The sequence below is a fragment of the Stenotrophomonas sp. P5_B8 genome, assembly GCF_054049855.1.
In genome coordinates this window covers 1-14,794 of the sequence record NZ_JBFULO010000059.1, presented here as the reverse complement: position 1 = coordinate 14,794, position 14,794 = coordinate 1, and the positions used below count along the sequence as shown (strand labels likewise).

The 14,794-nt window shown below is 68.2% G+C and carries 15 protein-coding genes and 1 pseudogene; all 16 read right to left on the bottom strand.

The genetic code is table 11. The features are described 5' to 3' along the window. On the bottom strand, nucleotides 1-1,928 hold a 1,928-nt coding region (gene flhA / locus ACXJKH_RS05480; RefSeq protein ID WP_457318586.1), incomplete at its 3' end, for a flagellar biosynthesis protein FlhA. Further along, on the bottom strand, nucleotides 1,925-3,055 hold the full coding sequence (flhB, locus tag ACXJKH_RS05475; RefSeq protein WP_457318585.1) for a flagellar biosynthesis protein FlhB: 1,131 nt from the start codon (nucleotides 3,053-3,055) through the stop codon (nucleotides 1,925-1,927). The genes flhA and flhB, both read right to left, overlap by 4 nt. 255 nt (nucleotides 3,056-3,310) lie before the next feature. Further along, on the bottom strand, nucleotides 3,311-5,452 hold the full coding sequence (locus tag ACXJKH_RS05470) for a putative bifunctional diguanylate cyclase/phosphodiesterase (protein WP_457318584.1): 2,142 nt from the start codon (nucleotides 5,450-5,452) through the stop codon (nucleotides 3,311-3,313). Nucleotides 5,453-5,628: 176 nt separating this feature from the next. After that, nucleotides 5,629-6,420, bottom strand: coding sequence for a flagellar biosynthetic protein FliR (fliR, locus tag ACXJKH_RS05465; RefSeq protein ID WP_256776958.1), 792 nt, complete (start codon nucleotides 6,418-6,420; stop codon nucleotides 5,629-5,631). A gap of 5 nt (nucleotides 6,421-6,425) precedes the next feature. After that, nucleotides 6,426-6,695 (bottom strand): flagellar biosynthetic protein FliQ, encoded by a 270-nt coding sequence (locus ACXJKH_RS05460; protein WP_457318583.1) that lies wholly within the window; start codon nucleotides 6,693-6,695, stop codon nucleotides 6,426-6,428. Nucleotide 6,696: 1 nt separating this feature from the next. Continuing rightward, on the bottom strand, nucleotides 6,697-7,482 hold the full coding sequence (gene fliP, locus ACXJKH_RS05455; RefSeq protein WP_457318582.1) for a flagellar type III secretion system pore protein FliP: 786 nt from the start codon (nucleotides 7,480-7,482) through the stop codon (nucleotides 6,697-6,699). Nucleotides 7,483-7,484: 2 nt separating this feature from the next. Beyond that, complete coding sequence (gene fliO, locus ACXJKH_RS05450; protein WP_457318581.1) at nucleotides 7,485-7,886, bottom strand: flagellar biosynthetic protein FliO; 402 nt, start codon at nucleotides 7,884-7,886, stop codon at nucleotides 7,485-7,487. Continuing rightward, nucleotides 7,883-8,221, bottom strand: a complete 339-nt coding sequence (fliN, locus tag ACXJKH_RS05445; RefSeq protein WP_256776962.1) for a flagellar motor switch protein FliN — start codon at nucleotides 8,219-8,221, stop codon at nucleotides 7,883-7,885. The genes fliO and fliN overlap by 4 nt, the downstream gene beginning before the upstream one ends. After that, entirely contained in the window at nucleotides 8,218-9,225 is a 1,008-nt protein-coding gene (gene fliM / locus ACXJKH_RS05440) for a flagellar motor switch protein FliM (RefSeq protein ID WP_256776963.1), read from the bottom strand. Before fliM ends, fliN begins: the two co-directional genes overlap by 4 nt. A gap of 9 nt (nucleotides 9,226-9,234) precedes the next feature. Further along, entirely contained in the window at nucleotides 9,235-9,768 is a 534-nt protein-coding gene (locus tag ACXJKH_RS05435) for a flagellar basal body-associated FliL family protein (RefSeq protein ID WP_256776964.1), read from the bottom strand. 297 nt (nucleotides 9,769-10,065) lie between these two features. Next, nucleotides 10,066-11,211: a flagellar hook-length control protein FliK gene (locus ACXJKH_RS05430; RefSeq protein ID WP_457318580.1), complete on the bottom strand. Its 1,146-nt coding sequence runs from the start codon at nucleotides 11,209-11,211 to the stop codon at nucleotides 10,066-10,068. Next, nucleotides 11,211-11,675, bottom strand: a complete 465-nt coding sequence (gene fliJ / locus ACXJKH_RS05425; protein WP_256776966.1) for a flagellar export protein FliJ — start codon at nucleotides 11,673-11,675, stop codon at nucleotides 11,211-11,213. Before fliJ ends, ACXJKH_RS05430 begins: the two co-directional genes overlap by 1 nt. Before the next feature lie 3 nt (nucleotides 11,676-11,678). After that, nucleotides 11,679-13,061 carry a FliI/YscN family ATPase gene (locus ACXJKH_RS05420; protein WP_457318579.1) on the bottom strand — a complete coding sequence of 461 codons (1,383 nt, stop codon included), beginning with the start codon at nucleotides 13,059-13,061 and terminating at the stop codon, nucleotides 11,679-11,681. Then, a complete protein-coding gene (locus ACXJKH_RS05415; RefSeq protein WP_457318578.1) occupies nucleotides 13,058-13,693 on the bottom strand; it encodes a FliH/SctL family protein in 636 nt (211 codons plus the stop codon). Before ACXJKH_RS05415 ends, ACXJKH_RS05420 begins: the two co-directional genes overlap by 4 nt. Next, the gene (gene fliG, locus ACXJKH_RS05410) at nucleotides 13,690-14,676 is read right to left on the bottom strand and encodes a flagellar motor switch protein FliG (protein WP_256776998.1); all 987 of its coding nucleotides are present in this window, start codon (nucleotides 14,674-14,676) and stop codon (nucleotides 13,690-13,692) included. Before fliG ends, ACXJKH_RS05415 begins: the two co-directional genes overlap by 4 nt. A gap of 16 nt (nucleotides 14,677-14,692) precedes the next feature. Next, a pseudogene (locus ACXJKH_RS05405) lies at nucleotides 14,693-14,794 on the bottom strand (flagellar M-ring protein FliF C-terminal domain-containing protein); the annotation flags it as partial.

Genomic DNA, 14,794 nt, shown 5'->3' with positions numbered 1-14,794 from the left:
CTTTGATGCAGTCGCTCGGCGAGTCCGGGTTCCAGTGCAGCGCCGTTGCCCTGTGTGGACTCCTGCAAGACGCGTTCCAGTTGCGGGTTGAGGGTGAACACCGGCAGCTCGGCCGACATCCCGGCGATCTCCTGCACGATGAAACGTCCCAGCGCGTTGCGCACCGCGGCGGTCAGTACCGTCGGGTCCTGGCTGACCGGCGCGTTCTCCACCAGCGACTCCACGATCTTGCGCAGCTGGCGGATCGGGATGCGCTCGATGAGCAGGTTCTGCAGCACGCGCACCACGGCCGACAGCGGCAGCGATTTGGGGGTGAGGTCTTCCACCAGCTTGGGCGCGCTCTTGGCCAGGTTGGCCAGCAGCTGCTGCACTTCCTCGTGGCCGAGCAGTTCCGGGGCGTGTTCGCGGATCAGGTGCGACAGGTGGGTGGCCACCACCGTGGCCGGATCGACCACCGTGTAGCCCATCGATTCGGCATGCGCACGCTGGTGCGGCTGGATCCAGGTGGCGTCCAGCCCGAAGGCGGGGTCCTTGCCGGCAATCCCCTCCAGCGTGCCCAGCGCGCTGCCCGGGTCCAGTGCCAGCTCGCGGTCGGGATGGATGTCGGCGGTGGCCACCGGCACGCCGTGGATCAGCAGGCGGTAGCCGCTGGCCGGCAGCTCCAGGTTGTCGCGGATGTGCACCGAGGGGATCAGGAAGCCGATGTCGTGGGTGAGCTTGCGGCGCACGCCCTTGATGCGCGCCATCAACTCGCCGCCCTGGTTCTTGTCCACCAGCGGGATCAGCCGGTAGCCCACTTCCAGGCCCAGCGGATCGACCGGGCGCAGTTCGTCCCAGGTCAGTTCGGCAGTGGGCGAGGGCGTGGCACCGGGCAGGCCCAGGGCGTCGCTGCGACCGGCGGCCGGGGTCTCGGCGGCACGTGCAGCGGCGTTGCTCTTTTTCCAGGCCTTCCAGGCCACGAAGCCCAGGATCGCGGCCAGCGTCAAGAAGGCGACGTTGGGCATGCCCGGGACCAGGCCGACCACGCCCATGATCGCCGCGGCGATGGTCAGTGCCCGGTACTGGCCGAACACCTGGCCCATCATGGCCTGGGCCATGTCCTGCGAGCGCGAGGCGCGGGTGACCAGCATCGCCACCGCCGAGGACACCAGCAGGGCGGGCAGCTGCGCCACCAGGCCGTCACCGATGGACAGCAGGGTGTAGGTTGCAGCGGCTTCGCCGAACGGCATGCCGTGCTGGAGCACGCCCACCGCCAGGCCGCCGAGCAGGTTGATGAACAGGATCAGGATGCCGGCGATGGCGTCGCCACGGATGAACTTGCTGGCACCGTCCATCGCACCGTAGAAGTCGGCTTCCTCGCGCACTTCCTCGCGCCGGGCTTTGGCCTCCTCGCGCGTCAGCAAACCGGCGTTGAGGTCGGCATCGATGGCCATCTGCTTGCCGGGCATGGCATCGAGGATGAAGCGGGCGGTCACTTCGGACACGCGCCCGGCGCCCTTGGTGATGACCACGAAGTTGATGATGGTCAGGATCGCGAACACCACGATGCCGACGGCGTAGTTGCCGCCGATCACGAACTCGCCGAAGGCGGCGATCACCTTGCCGGCTGCCTCGTGGCCGTTCTGGCCGTTGAGCAGGATCACGCGGGTGGAGGCCACGTTCAGCGCCAGCCGCAGCATGGTGGTGATCAGCAGCACGATCGGGAAGATGGTGAAGTCCAGCGGCCGCTTCACGTACACCACCGCCAGCAGCACCATCAGCGAGATGGCGATGTTGAAGGTGAACAGCGCGTCCAGCACCGGCGCTGCCAGCGGCACCACCACCATGGCCAGCAGCGCCAGCACGATCAGTGGCGCGCCCAGGCCGTTGCGGATCATGTCCAGGGCCTTGCGCGCGTTCATGCCGGCGCTGGCGGGCTGCGCGCTCATGGGCGGCCTCCCTTGCCGAATTCATCCACATCGATGCTGGGCGCAGCCGGCATCGGCCCGCCGCGCCAGGTGCGCAGCTGGTACACGTAGGACAGAACCTGGGCCACGGCCGAATACAGTCTCACGGGAATTTCCTTTCCAAGTTGACCTTCCCGATACAAGGCGCGTGCCAAAGGCGGGGCGGAGACGATGGCGACCTTGTTGCCGTCGGCCACTTCACGAATGCGCAGGGCGGTTTCGTCCACGCCCAGGGCCACCACGGTGGGGGCGCCCATCTTGCCGCCCTCGTATTTGAGGGCCACCGCGTAGTGGGTGGGGTTGACCACCACCACGTCGGCGGTGGGCACCGCTTCCATCATCCGGCGGTTGGACAGCTGCTGCTGCAGCTGGCGGATGCGGCCCTTCACCTCGGGGCTGCCTTCGCTTTCCTTCATTTCCCGGCGCAGCTCTTCCCGGGTCATCTTGAGCTTGCGCATCCAGTTCCAGCGCTGGTACGGCGCATCGATGGCGGCCAGCAGCATCATGGCCCCGCCGGTGGCCAGCATCAGCTTCAGGGTGAAGCCCAGGCCGTGCACCATGGCCGCTTCCAGGGGCTGGTTGAGCAGGTCGCGCAGCGGGCGGATGCCGTGCCACACCACCAGCCCGGCGGCGGTGCCGACAAAGGCGATGCGCAGCAGCGACTTGGTGAATTCGGCGATCGCCTCCGGGCCGTACAGGCGCTTCAGCCCGGCCATCGGGCTGAGCCGGGTCAGGTCGGGCATCAGCGACTTGTTGGACCAGCGCAGCCCGCCCATCACCACCGGCGCCAGGAAACTGGCCAGCAGGCAGATCAGCACCAGTGGCCACATCGCCAGCAGCAACTGCAGCAGCAACTGGCCGAAGTGGCCAAACAGCGCCTGCGGGTGCATGCGCAGCCCCGGCTCCGGGCTCAGTGCCAGCTTCATCCACTCCTTGGCGCCATTGCTGATACTGCCCGAGTAGGCCATCAGGGCCAGCACGCCGGCACCGAACACCGCCGCGGTGGCCAACTCCSGCGAACGCGGGATATTGCCCTGCTCGCGGGCGTCGCGCAGGCGTTTTTCGGTAGGGAGCTCGGTCTTTTCGCCGGCTTGTTCGTTTTCGGACATGGGCTGCACGACACGGGGGGATTACCCGGGTAGTGCAAGAACCGTTCCGTGACGGGGGCCGGCCACCCACGGCCGCGCGCGATCCGGGTAGTGCCGGCCGCTGGCCGGCTCAAGGCGATGCCTCAAAGTTCCATGGACAATCAGCCAGCGGCCGGGACCGATCCTGGCGCGCTGGTTGCCTGCCGCCGGCTGAGTTCAATGGTCATGCCAACCTCGAACGCTTGCCGAGGATCGGCAGTCCGCTGCCGCGCGACCCTACCGGCGGCTGGCGCCTGCGGCGTTGCCGGTAGCGCCAGCCGCGACCTCCACCCGCGGTCGTGGATGGTCGTGCAGCTGCATGAAGCGTTCCGGGTCCACCGGGCGCCCCAGCAGGTAGCCCTGCAGGTAATCACAGCCCAGCCGCTCCAGATACGCGCGCTGCCCGGCGGTTTCCACGCCTTCGGCCACGATGTCCATGTCCAGCGCGTGGCCGAGGGCGACGATGGCCGAGACGATCACCACGTCCTCGGAGCTGTTTTCCAGGTCGCGCACGAAGGCGTGGTCGATCTTGATCTCGGTGGCGGGCAGTCGCTTGAGGTAGAGCAGGCTGGAATAGCCGGTGCCGAAGTCGTCGATGGAGATGCCCACGCCCAGGCTGGCCATCGCCTGCAGCAGCTTGAGGCTGGCGTCGGTGTCGCGCATGACCGTGCTTTCGGTGATTTCCAGCACCAGCCGGCGCGGCTCCAGTCGGTGTTTCTTGAGTACCTCGCGCACTTCCTGCAGCAGGTGCGGCGCGCTGAACTGGATCGGCGACAGATTCACCGACACCGTCCAGCTTTCGTGACCGGCGTTCTGCCACTGGCGCAGCTGGCGGCAGGCTTCGTCCAGCGCCCAGCGGCCGATTTCGTTGATGACGCCGCTGCGTTCGGCCAGGCGGATGAAACGGTCCGGGGGAATCAGGCCCTGTTGCGGGTGATGCCAGCGGATCAGTGCTTCGGCACCGCTGACGCCGTGGCCGGCGACGCGGATCTTGGGCTGGTAATGCAGGAACAGCTGCTCGGTGCCGATCGCCCGGCGCAGGTCGGCCAGCAGCTGGAACTGCTGCTCGGCGCTGTCGTTCATCCAGTCGGCAAATACCGCGTAGGCGTTGCGCCCGGCTTCCTTGGCCTGGTACATCGCCGCGTCGGCAAAGGCCATCAGCTGGCGTTCGCTGGCGGCATGGTCGGGGCAGATGGCGATGCCGATGCTCGCGGTGACCTGCAGATCGTGGTCGGGCAGCAACGGGCCGCCACCCACGGTCTGGATGATGCGGCTGGCCAGGGTGGCGATGTCCTCGTCATTGTCGATGCGCACCACCAGCACGAACTCGTCGCCGCCGAGCCGGGCCAGCACGTCCGAGGGGCGCAGCAGCTGGCGGGTGCGCTCGGCCACGGCCACCAGCAGCGCGTCGCCGGTCTGGTGACCGTAGGCGTCGTTGACCTGCTTGAAGCCGTCCAGGTCCATGAACATCACCGCGAAGCGGCTGCCGCGCTGCTCGGCCTCGGCCAGGGCCTGCTCGATGCGCTGCTGCAGCAGCAGCCGGTTCGGCAGGCGGGTCAGGGGGTCGTGCAGGGCGGCCTGGGTGAGTTCGGCCTGGGCGACGTCCAGCGAACTGCGCAGTGTGTCGTTGCGCAGCCGTAGCAGCTGCGCCTGCATGCGTTGGTCCAGCCAGGACACGATCAGCACCACGGCCAGGATCGCCGTGGTGAGCACCAGCACCAGCGCGGCCAGCCACTGCGCCTGCAGGCCATCGCCGGCGGCGGCGCCGCAGATGCTGTCGGCCGGGAAGCGTGCGGCGGCCATGCCGGTGTAGTGCATGCCGACAATGGCGCTGCCCAGCAGCACGGCCGGCATCAGCCGGTGGCGCATGCGGCGCTGGCTGTGGCGCAGCCGGAAGGCAACGAACAGCGCGGTCCACGAGGCCGCCAGCGAGATCAGCAGCGACGCGGTGACCCAGCCGGGGTGGTAATCGATGCCCGGCTGCATGCGCATCGCCGCCATGCCCAGGTAGTGCATCGAGGCGATGCCGCTGCCCATCAGCAGCGCGCCCAGCGCCAGCCGCGAGTGCGGCAGGGTGGGGCGTGACACCAGCCACAGCGCGAAGATCGAGGAGGCCATCGCGGCCAGCAGCGACACTGCGGTCCAGCCCAGGTCGTAGCCCAGTGGGATGGGCAGGCGGAAGGCGAGCATGCCGATGAAGTGCATCGACCAGATGCCCAGCCCCATCGCGCAGCCACCGCCGAACAGCCACAAGGTGCTCAACCGCGCGCTGGGCGCGGTGGTGATCCGATTGGCCATGTCCAGCGCGGTGAACGACGCGAGCATGGCGACCAGCAGCGAAACCACGACCAACCACGGTGTGTAGCTGCCGTCGAGCATCGATGACTCTCCTTGGTCCGCACATCTGCAATGGCGTTGGGCATGCAGGCCGCACGTGCCTTTCCCCGGCGTGTGCGGCTCCCGGCCCCGGAACGCGGGCGGTGGCTACAGCCTACCGCCAACGATGGGGGGGAGAGCAAGTGTCCGCGCACACTTTTTCGTGAGGGCGGGGTGAATCAGCGGGTCACGCCGTCGGCGGCCTGGAAGGCGGCATCGAACAGGCGTTGCACGGGCGGGCCCATTTCGCCGGCCAGGACGGTGAGCAGGAACAGGCCCAGCAGCAGGGCCACCGGCAGGCCCAGCTGGATCGGGTTCAACGCCGGCGCCGCGCGCGCGAGCACGCCGAAGGCCAGGTTGATCGCCAGCATCGCCACCGTCAACGGCAGGGCCAGGCCGAGCGCGCCACGGAACACCTGCAGCGCGAAGGTCGGCGCCGCGCTGAGGAAGGCATCGATATCCGGCAGCGATGCACCGATCGGCACCGCCTTGTAGCTGTCCATCAACAGCGAGATCAGCGCCAGGTGGCCGTTGCTGCTGAAGAACAGCAGGCCGAACAGCAGGTAGAACCACTGCCCGATCACGCCCGAGCTGCCGCCGCGCAGCGGATCGCTCATCTGCGCGAAGGCCAGGCCGGTGCCCTGGGCGACCAGTTCGCCGGCCATCGCGCCGGCCTCGAACACCAGCCGCAGCAGGAAGCCGATCGACACGCCGATCGCCAGCTCGCGTGCGATGCCCAGCACGGTGGCCGCATCAAAACCGGTCCACGCCGGCACCGGCGGCAGCATCGGCGACAACGCCACGGCCAGCGCGCCGGCCAGCACCACGCGCACCCGTGACGGCACCGCACGCGTGCCGATCAAGGGCATGGCCATGATCATCGCGCCGATGCGCAGCATGGTCCACAGGATGGTGCCGATCATGCCGAAGGCCTGCAGGCCGTCGGCTGCCATCTGGGTGGCAGAATCCATCGTTGCTACCCGATCAGGTGGGGAATGCGCTGGAACAGCAGCGTGGTGTATTCCACCAGCTGGCCGAGCAGCAGGCTGCCGAGCGCGAACAGCACCGCGGTGAGTGYGGCGGCCTTGGCGACGAAGGCAATGGTCGGCTCGTTGAGCTGGGTGGCGGCCTGCACCACGCCGACCACCACGCCGACGATCAGCACGGTGAGCAGCAGCGGCCCGGCCACCCACAGCACCACGATCAGGCCACCACGCAGTTCGGTCAGGGCAAGTTCGGGCGTCATGTCACTGCACCGCGTTGAAGCTGGCCGCCAGGGTTCCGACCACCAGCACCCAGCCATCGACCAGCACGAACAGCAGGATCTTGAACGGTGCCGAGACCAGCATCGGCGACAGCATCATCATGCCCATCGACATCAGCACGCTGGCCACGACCAGGTCGATGATCACGAACGGAATGAAGATCAGGAAGCCGATTTCAAACGCGGTCTTCAGCTCGCTGGTGACGAAGGAGGCCACCAGCACCGGGAACGGAATCGCGTCCGGGCCGGAGTAGGTGCCGTGCCCGGCCATGCCGGCAAAGGTCATCAGGTCGGTCTCGCGGATCTGCGCCAGCATGAAGGCACGCAGCGGCGCGGTGGTCAGTGTCCAGGCGGTCTGGAAGTCGATCTCGCCGTTGAGGTAGGGCGCCATGCCGCTGCCCCAGGCCTTCTGCCAGACCGGCAGCATCACCATCGCGGTGAGGAACAGGGCCAGGCCCAGCAGCACTTGGTTGGAGGGGGTCTGGCCGGTGCCCAGCGCCTGGCGCAGCAGGCCCAGCACGATGATGATGCGGGTGAAGGCGGTCAGCACCAGCAGCATCGACGGGATCAGGGTGATCGCGGTCATCAGCAGCAGGGTCTGCAGCGGCAGGCTGACCGCCTGGCCGCCGATCTTGCCGACATTCACGTCCGGCAGCGACGGGGTGCCGGGCAGGCCGGGGGCGGCCATCGCCAGCGCGGGCAGCGCGCACAGCAGCAGGGTCAGCAGCAACGGCAGGTAACGGGTCCAGGAGGCGTTCGGGCCACGCATGATCAGGGTTCCTTGCGCAGCCGCTGTTGCAGCAGCTGGGCGAAATTCGGGAGGCTTTTGAAGTCGGGCAGGCGTGCCGGGACCGGCGTCGGCAGCGCTTCGGGCAGGTGGTGCAGGGTGTTGATGCCACCGGCGGTGACGCCCAGCAGCAGCTGCTCACCGTTGACCTCCACCACCACCACGCGCTCCTTGGCGCCCACGTTGAGGCTGGCCACCACGCGCAGGCCCTCGGCCGGGCGGAAGCCGCTGCCGGGCATGCGCTTGAGCAGCCAGCCCAGGCCGACGATCAAGGCCAGCACCGCCAGCAGCGCCAGCACCGCACCGAACATGCTCGGTGCGGCGGCCGCGTGCTGGCCGACCTTGGCTGCCGGCGTGCCGGCGGCGATGAGCAGCGATGCGATCAACGCAGTCTCCGGATCCGTTCGCTGGGGCTGACCACATCGGTGAGACGCACGCCGAAGCGATCGTTGATGACCACCACTTCGCCATGCGCGATCAGGGTGCCATTGACGAACACGTCCAGCGATTCGCCCGCGCCGCGTTCCAGTTCCACCACCGAGCCCTGGTTGAGCTGCAGCAGGTTGCGGATCGGCAGGCGCGCGCGGCCCACTTCCAGCGACAGCGTCACCGGCACGTCCAGGATCACATCCAGGTTGAGCTCGTCGCCGATCGAGGTGTCGTCGGATTGCAGCTGGGTGAACTGCGCCGGTGCCGGTTCGTTGGTGTCGATATCGTTCATTGCGGGTCTTCCTGCAGTACGGGAGCACGCGGGCGGGTGCCCGGCGGATGGGTGGCGGTGATCTTCACCGCGTTGAAACCGTTGGCGACGCCGAACTCACCGGTGAACACCGGGACGTTCTCCACACACACCGGCACCTGTTTGGGCAGCTCGATCGGAAGTACGTCGCCGATCTTCAACCGGGTCAGCTCACGCAGGCTCATGCGTTTGGTGGCCAGCACGCTGGACAGGGTGACTTCGGCGACGTTGAGCTGTTCGCGCAGCATCACGCCCCAGCTGGCATCGCGGTCGTTTCGGTCGCTCTGGATGCCGGCATCGAGCAGCTCGCGGATCGGCTCGAGCATCGAGTAGGGCAGGGTGACGTGGATGTCGCCGCCACCGCCGTCGAGTTCGACGTGCAGGCGGCACACCACCACGTACTCGCGCGGGGTGACGATGTTGGCGAAGTGCGGGTTGATCTCGGAGTTGATGTACTCCAGTTCCACGTCCATCACCGGCGCCCAGGCTTCCTGCAGGTCGGCGAAGGTCTGCTTGAGCAGCAGGTGGATGACGCGCATTTCGGTCGCGGTGAATTCGCGGCCTTCGATGCGGGTCGGATAGCGTCCGTCGCCGCCGAAGAAGTTGTCGACGATGGCGAACACCAGCGTGGGTTCGAACACGATCAGCCCGGTGCCGCGCAGCGGCTTGAAGCGGATCAGATTGAGGTTGGTCGGCACGTACAGCGAGTGCATGTAGTCGTTGAACTTGATCAGCTCGATGCCGCGCACCGACAGCTCGGCCGAGCGCCGGATCAGGTTGAACAGGCCAATCCGCCACAAACGCGCGAAGCGCTCGTTGACCATCTCCAGGGTCGGCATGCGCCCACGGATGATGCGGTCCTGGCTGGCGAAATCGTAATTGCGCGCCTCGCCGGGGGTGGGGGCATCCACATCGGTTTCGACCGCACCCGAATCCACGCCATGCAACAGCGCATCGATCTCGTCCTGGGAAAGCAGGTCATTCATGGTGTGCCCTTACTGGGTGACGAAGCTGGTGAAAAGCAGTTCGTCGGCGCCCTTGGTGCCGGTTTCGGCCTTGAGCAGCTTCTGCACTTCGGCCAGCGAGTCGGCCTGCAGGCGTTCCTTGCCGGCACGATCGGCGATCTGGGTCGGCTCGACCTGCGAGAACAGCATCAGCAGCTTGGCGCGGATGGCCGGGGCATGCAGCTTGATCGCCTCCAGTGCGGCAGGGTCGCGGGTCATCAGCTGCACTTCGACCTGCAGGTAGCGCGGGCCGTCGAAGCTGCTGTTGAGGTTGACCACGAACGGCGGCTCCAGGCCGAAGTACTGCGCCGGGGCCGGCACGGCCTTGGTGGCGGCGGGCTTGGCTGTCTTCGTGTCGTGCTGGGAAGACGTGGCGAAATACCACGCACCGCCACCGGCGGCACCGGCAGCCAGCACGGCCACCAGGGCAGTGATCAACAACGGACTGCGCGGCTTGGCGGCCTTGTCCTTGTCGGCGGATTTCTTGGTTTTGTCGGCGGCTGCGGCCACGAGGGGAAGCTCCATTGGATTGCTTCCTGGCTACATGCAAAGGGCGTGCCTGAATGCCGGAGGCGGGGCGCGTCGGGTTTCTGGCGGGTGCGCGGTGTTGCGCGCATGGCGTGGTCGGAACGAAAGGCAGCCACGCATGGCGTGGCTCTACCGGTCCGCCCGGCTACGGGTAGAGCCACGCCATGCGTGGGTGAGGCCTTATCTACCCCGTCTGGCATTGCGGGGAGCCGGCCAGCGGCCGGCACTACCGGCTGTGTCGAGCCCGTCCGGCATTGCGGGGAGCCGGCCAGCGGCCGGCACTACCTGGGGCGCTTAGGCGTAGGCGTCGACCAGGCCGCGCTGGCGCATCAACTGCGCGGGGGACACGGTGATATCGGCCAACGCCGGTTCCCCGTCACCACCGCCGTGGCCGGTGCTGTCTCCCCCCGCCTTGCCATCCTGTGCCGTGTGCTGGTGGCCGACATCGGCGTTGCCCAGCTGGAAGCCTTGCTCGCCGAGCATTTCCCGCAGGCGTGGCAGGCTGGTTTCCAGCGCGTGCCGGACCTCGGCATGGGCGCTGCTGAAACTGGCGTGGACCTTGTCGCCGTCGATCTGCAGGCGCACTTCCACCTGGCCCAGGTCGTGCGGGGTGACGCGGATCACCGCATGCCCGATCTTCTGGTCGGCCAGCCAGCCGACCCGCGCGCTCATGGCGTCGCCGAAGTCATCGGCGCCCACATCGGGGGTGGCGGTCGGGCTGCCGGTGAAGGCGGCGCTGACCGCAGTGCCCTTGAGTTCTGCGGCGGCATGCAGGGCGTGCAGCAGTGGCGTGGCCGGCGCATCGCCGCCGTCGTTGCCGGCGATGGCATCGGTGACGGCCTTGAGCAGCTGGCTGTCGTCGGTCACCCCGGCATCGGTCGGCAGCACGATCGCAGCGGCCGGTGCGGTAGTGGCGGCGGTGCCGGCGGCGCCCGTGGCGGGAAGCGCGGGTGCCGCCGCGGCGGTCGCAGGCAGGGCCGCGGCCAACAGCGGATCGGTGGCTGTGCCGGTTGCTGCCGCGGGCGGCGGTGGCGCGGGCGCTGCGGCCGGTTCCAGCCCGATCAGGGCCAGGCCGGCCAGGCCCAACGGCGGCCAGGGCGCGGCATCGGTGTCTTCGGCGGTGTCCTCGCCCGGCTTGGCCGGGGTGGCAGGCGTAGCAGCAGCGACCTCGCTAGCGGATTCGCCGCTGTCCTCGCTAACCGGGCGCTTGCCCGGATCACCCGGTTTGGCCGCGTCCGCGTCGGGCGTCGGCTTGCCGCTCGCCTCTGGCTTGGCCGGCTTGCTGGCGGTTGGATCCGACGGCTTCGGCGTGTTGGCATCGCCCTTGAGCATCGCGTCAAAGTCCCGGCGGTCGCCGCCAGCAGTGTCGTTGCGCGGGCTGTTGGCGGCGGTCTTGGGGGTGCCGGTGGCAGCGCCGCTGCCCAGCAGTGCGGGYGGCATCACGGCGTGCCTCCGGTCTCGTTGTCGGCATCTTCGCGCTGGGCCTGGCGGCTCCGGCGTGCGCCGATGTCGTCCATGTCGCGCTGGTCGCGGCGGTCGGTCACCACTTTTTCCTGCGCGCGGTAGCTGGCCGCCAGCTGTTCCAGCACGGCCTTGTCGCGGCTGGCCAGGATCAAGCGGGCGCGCTCGGCTTCAACCTTCTCGCGGTTGCTGTCCACGGTCTGGCTTTGCTGGGCCACCGCGCTGTCCAGGCGGTCCAGGAAGGCCCGCCGGTTGAGCAGCTGCGCCGGACTGGTCGCGGCCATCTGCGCATTGGCGTATTCCTCGGCGTACCGGCGCAGCTCATCCAGCCGTGACAGATGGGTGTCCAGCGTGCGCTGGCGTTCGGCCAGGTCGCGTGCCACTTCGTCTTCGTGGTCCTGGGCCCGCTTGAGCAGGGGATCGATGCGCTTGGACTGGATCATGGGTTATGCCTCTGGTTCCACCAGGCGCTTGAGCGCGGCCTGGCTGTGCGGCAGGTCGGCGGCCTTGGCGACGTCCTGGCTGAGGAATTCAACGATGTCCGACCAGCGCTCCAACGCTTCGTCGGTGGCCGGGTCATTGCCGCGCTGGTAGGCGCCGATCGCGATGAGGTCGCGGTTGGACGAGTAGGCCGACACCAGCCGCTTGAGCTTGCGGATGCGCAGGCGCCACGGTTCGTCGGCGATTTCGGTGACCACCCGGCTCACCGAGGATTCCACGTCGATGGCCGGGTACAGGCCACTGTCGGCGACCCGGCGCGAGAGCAGGATGTGGCCATCGAGGATGGCGCGAGCGGCATCGGCGATCGGATCCTGCGGATCGTCGCCTTCGGTCAGCACGGTGTAGAAGGCGGTGATCGAGCCGCGGCCCTTGGCGCCGTTGCCGGCGCGTTCGACCAGGGCCGGCAGCTTGGCGAACACCGACGGCGGGTAGCCGCGGGTGGTCGGCGGCTCGCCGACCGACAGGCCGATCTCACGCTGGGCCTGGGCAAAACGGGTCAGCGAATCCATCAACAGCAGCACGTTGAGGCCCTGGTCGCGGAACCACTCGGCAATGGCTGTGGCGCGGTAGGCGCCATGCAGGCGCGCCAATGGCGGGCGGTCGGCCGGGCTGGCCACCACCACCGCGCGACGCAGGCCTTCCTCGCCGAGCGTGCTCTCGACGAAGTCGCGGACTTCGCGGCCACGTTCGCCGATCAGCCCGACTACGATCACATCGGCGGCGGTATACCGGGTCATCATCCCCAGCAGGGTCGATTTGCCCACGCCGGAGCCGGCAAACAGGCCCACGCGCTGGCCGCGCCCGATCGGCAGCAGCGCGTTGATCGCGCGCACGCCCACATCCAGCGGCTGGGTGATCGGCTCACGCGCGAGCGGATTGATCGACACGCCCGCCATGCCGACCGTGGCTTCGGCGCGGATCGGGCCCTTGCCGTCCAGCGGTACGCCGTCGCTGTCGATGACCCGGCCCAGCAGGCCTTCACCGACTTCCACGCCACCGCGGCCCAGTGCCGGCACGACGCGGGCGTTGGGCAGCAGGCCGTGCAGTTCGGCGCTGGGCATCAGATAGGTGCGTTCGCCGGCAAAGCCGACCACTTCGGCATCCACCCAGCCGCCATCGGCAACTTCAACCTTGCAGCTGGCGCCCAGTGGCGATTCGCAACCGACCGCTTCCAACGTCAGGCCGACCGCGCGGCGCAGCACGCCTTCGCGGATCAGGCCACGGCCGTGGTTGCCATCGGGCTTGATGCTGTCCAGGCGCGCGGCCAGACGCAGGTTGCGCGCGGCGGCCCACTCGGCGGCGGGGGCGGGCAGGGGTTCGGTGTTCATGTGCTGGCTCCGGATTTGCGCAGCACCGCATCGAGCGCACCACGCAGGCGCGCTTCGAGGGTGCCATCAAGACGCACGGCCTCGGCATGCACGCGCAGGTCGCCACGGCTGAGGCTGAGGTCGGCGGTCAGGCGTTGGGTCGGTGACAGCTGCAGCAGCGGGGCGAGTGCGGCGATGTCGTCCGGGTGCAGGCGCACCTCGACCTCGCGGTTGGCACCGCCCACGGCGTCCACCGCTTCATTGACCAGCTGCGCCAGCAGCGCCGGATCGGCCTCGTAGGCGCGGCCGACCAGGGTGCCGGCGATGCGCACGGCCAGTTCGCCGAGCGCGGCCACCACTTCGTTCTCCAGCCGCACCAGCGGCCGGCTGAAGTTGTCCAGGATGCCTTCGRTCTGCGCGATCAGGCGACGCACTTCGGCCTGGCCCTGGGCCAGGCCATCGGCGTGCCCCTGCTCGAAGCCATCCTTTTCCGCGTTGTCCTGGATTGCCTGAATTTCTTCCAGGGTGGGCAGCTGCAGCAACGGTTCGGGTTCGTGCTCCAGATCGGGCCCGGTGAGTTCGAACTGCTCGTCCTGCGGCGGTTCGGGCACCGCCAGCAGGTCCGGGGCAAGCCAGCGCACGGCGTTGTTCACAGCATCGCCTCCGCGTTGCCACCGATGGTGACCGTGCCTTCATCGGCCATGCGCTTGACGATGGCCAGGATCTCACGCTGCGCCACTTCCACATCCGACAGGCGCACCGGACCGCGTGCTTCCATGTCTTCGAGCAGGATTTCGGCGGCGCGCTGGGACATGTTGCGGGTGATCTTGTCGCGCACCTTGATGTCGGCACCGCGCAGGGCCAGGCCCAGGCGTTCGCCGCTGACTTCGCGCAGCACCAGCTGCAGTTCGCGATCGTCCAGGTCGACCAGATCGTCGAACACGAACATCAGGTCCTGGATGCGTCCGCTGAGCGGGGCGTCGATGCGCGCGATCTCGCCCAGGATGGCCTGGTCCTGGCCGCTGTCCATGAAGTTCAGGATGTTGGCCGCGCACTGCACGCCGCCGATGTTGGACGACTTCAGGTTCTGGTTGCCGGCGAACTGGCGCTCCATAATTTCGTTCAGTTCATTCAACGCATTCGGCGGGATGCCGTCCAGCGTGGCAATGCGCAGCAGCACGTCCACGCGGGTGCGTTCGGGCAGCAGCTTGAGCGCATCGGCGGCCTGGTCGGTTTCCAGGTGGGCCATCACGATGGCGATGATCTGCGGATGCTCGTTGCGGACCAGGTCGGCCACCGCACGCGGGTCCATCCACTTCAACGCGTCCAGGCCGGTGGTGTTGCGGCCAAGCAGGATGCGGTCGATCAGGTTGCCGGCCTTCTCGCTGCCCAGGGCCTGGATCAGCATGTTGCGGATGTAGTCGTCCGAGCCCACGCCCAGCGAGGTCTTGGAGCCCAGTTCACTGTTGAACTGGTCCATCACGCCTTCGACCTGGACACGGGTGATGTCGGTCATGGTGGCCATGGCGATGCCGATCTTCTGCACCTCCTTGGGCTCCATGTGGCGCAGCACTTCAGCCGCGTCCAGTTCACCCAGCGAGAGCAGCAGGACGGCGGCGCGCTGGACGCCGGACAGGGGGGCGGTGCCGGCGTCAGTCATTGGCCACCCAGCCCTTGACCACCTGGGCCACGCGCTTGGAATCGGTCTTTACAGCTTCACGCGCCATGCGCAGTCGTTCCTCGTAGGAGTCCAC

What these genes read in the sequence shown, in the direction of transcription:
- ACXJKH_RS05470 (WP_457318584.1), bottom strand. Translation starts at nt 5,452, where the DNA reads ATGCTCGACGGCAGCTACACACCGTGGTTGGTCGTGGTTTCGCTGCTG.
- fliR (WP_256776958.1), bottom strand. Translation starts at nt 6,420, where the DNA reads ATGGATTCTGCCACCCAGATGGCAGCCGACGGCCTGCAGGCCTTCGGC.
- fliP (WP_457318582.1), bottom strand. Translation starts at nt 7,482, where the DNA reads ATGCGTGGCCCGAACGCCTCCTGGACCCGTTACCTGCCGTTGCTGCTG.
- fliN (WP_256776962.1), bottom strand. Translation starts at nt 8,221, where the DNA reads ATGAACGATATCGACACCAACGAACCGGCACCGGCGCAGTTCACCCAG.
- fliM (WP_256776963.1), bottom strand. Translation starts at nt 9,225, where the DNA reads ATGAATGACCTGCTTTCCCAGGACGAGATCGATGCGCTGTTGCATGGC.
- ACXJKH_RS05435 (WP_256776964.1), bottom strand. Translation starts at nt 9,768, where the DNA reads ATGGAGCTTCCCCTCGTGGCCGCAGCCGCCGACAAAACCAAGAAATCC.
- fliJ (WP_256776966.1), bottom strand. Translation starts at nt 11,675, where the DNA reads ATGATCCAGTCCAAGCGCATCGATCCCCTGCTCAAGCGGGCCCAGGAC.
- ACXJKH_RS05420 (WP_457318579.1), bottom strand. Translation starts at nt 13,061, where the DNA reads ATGAACACCGAACCCCTGCCCGCCCCCGCCGCCGAGTGGGCCGCCGCG.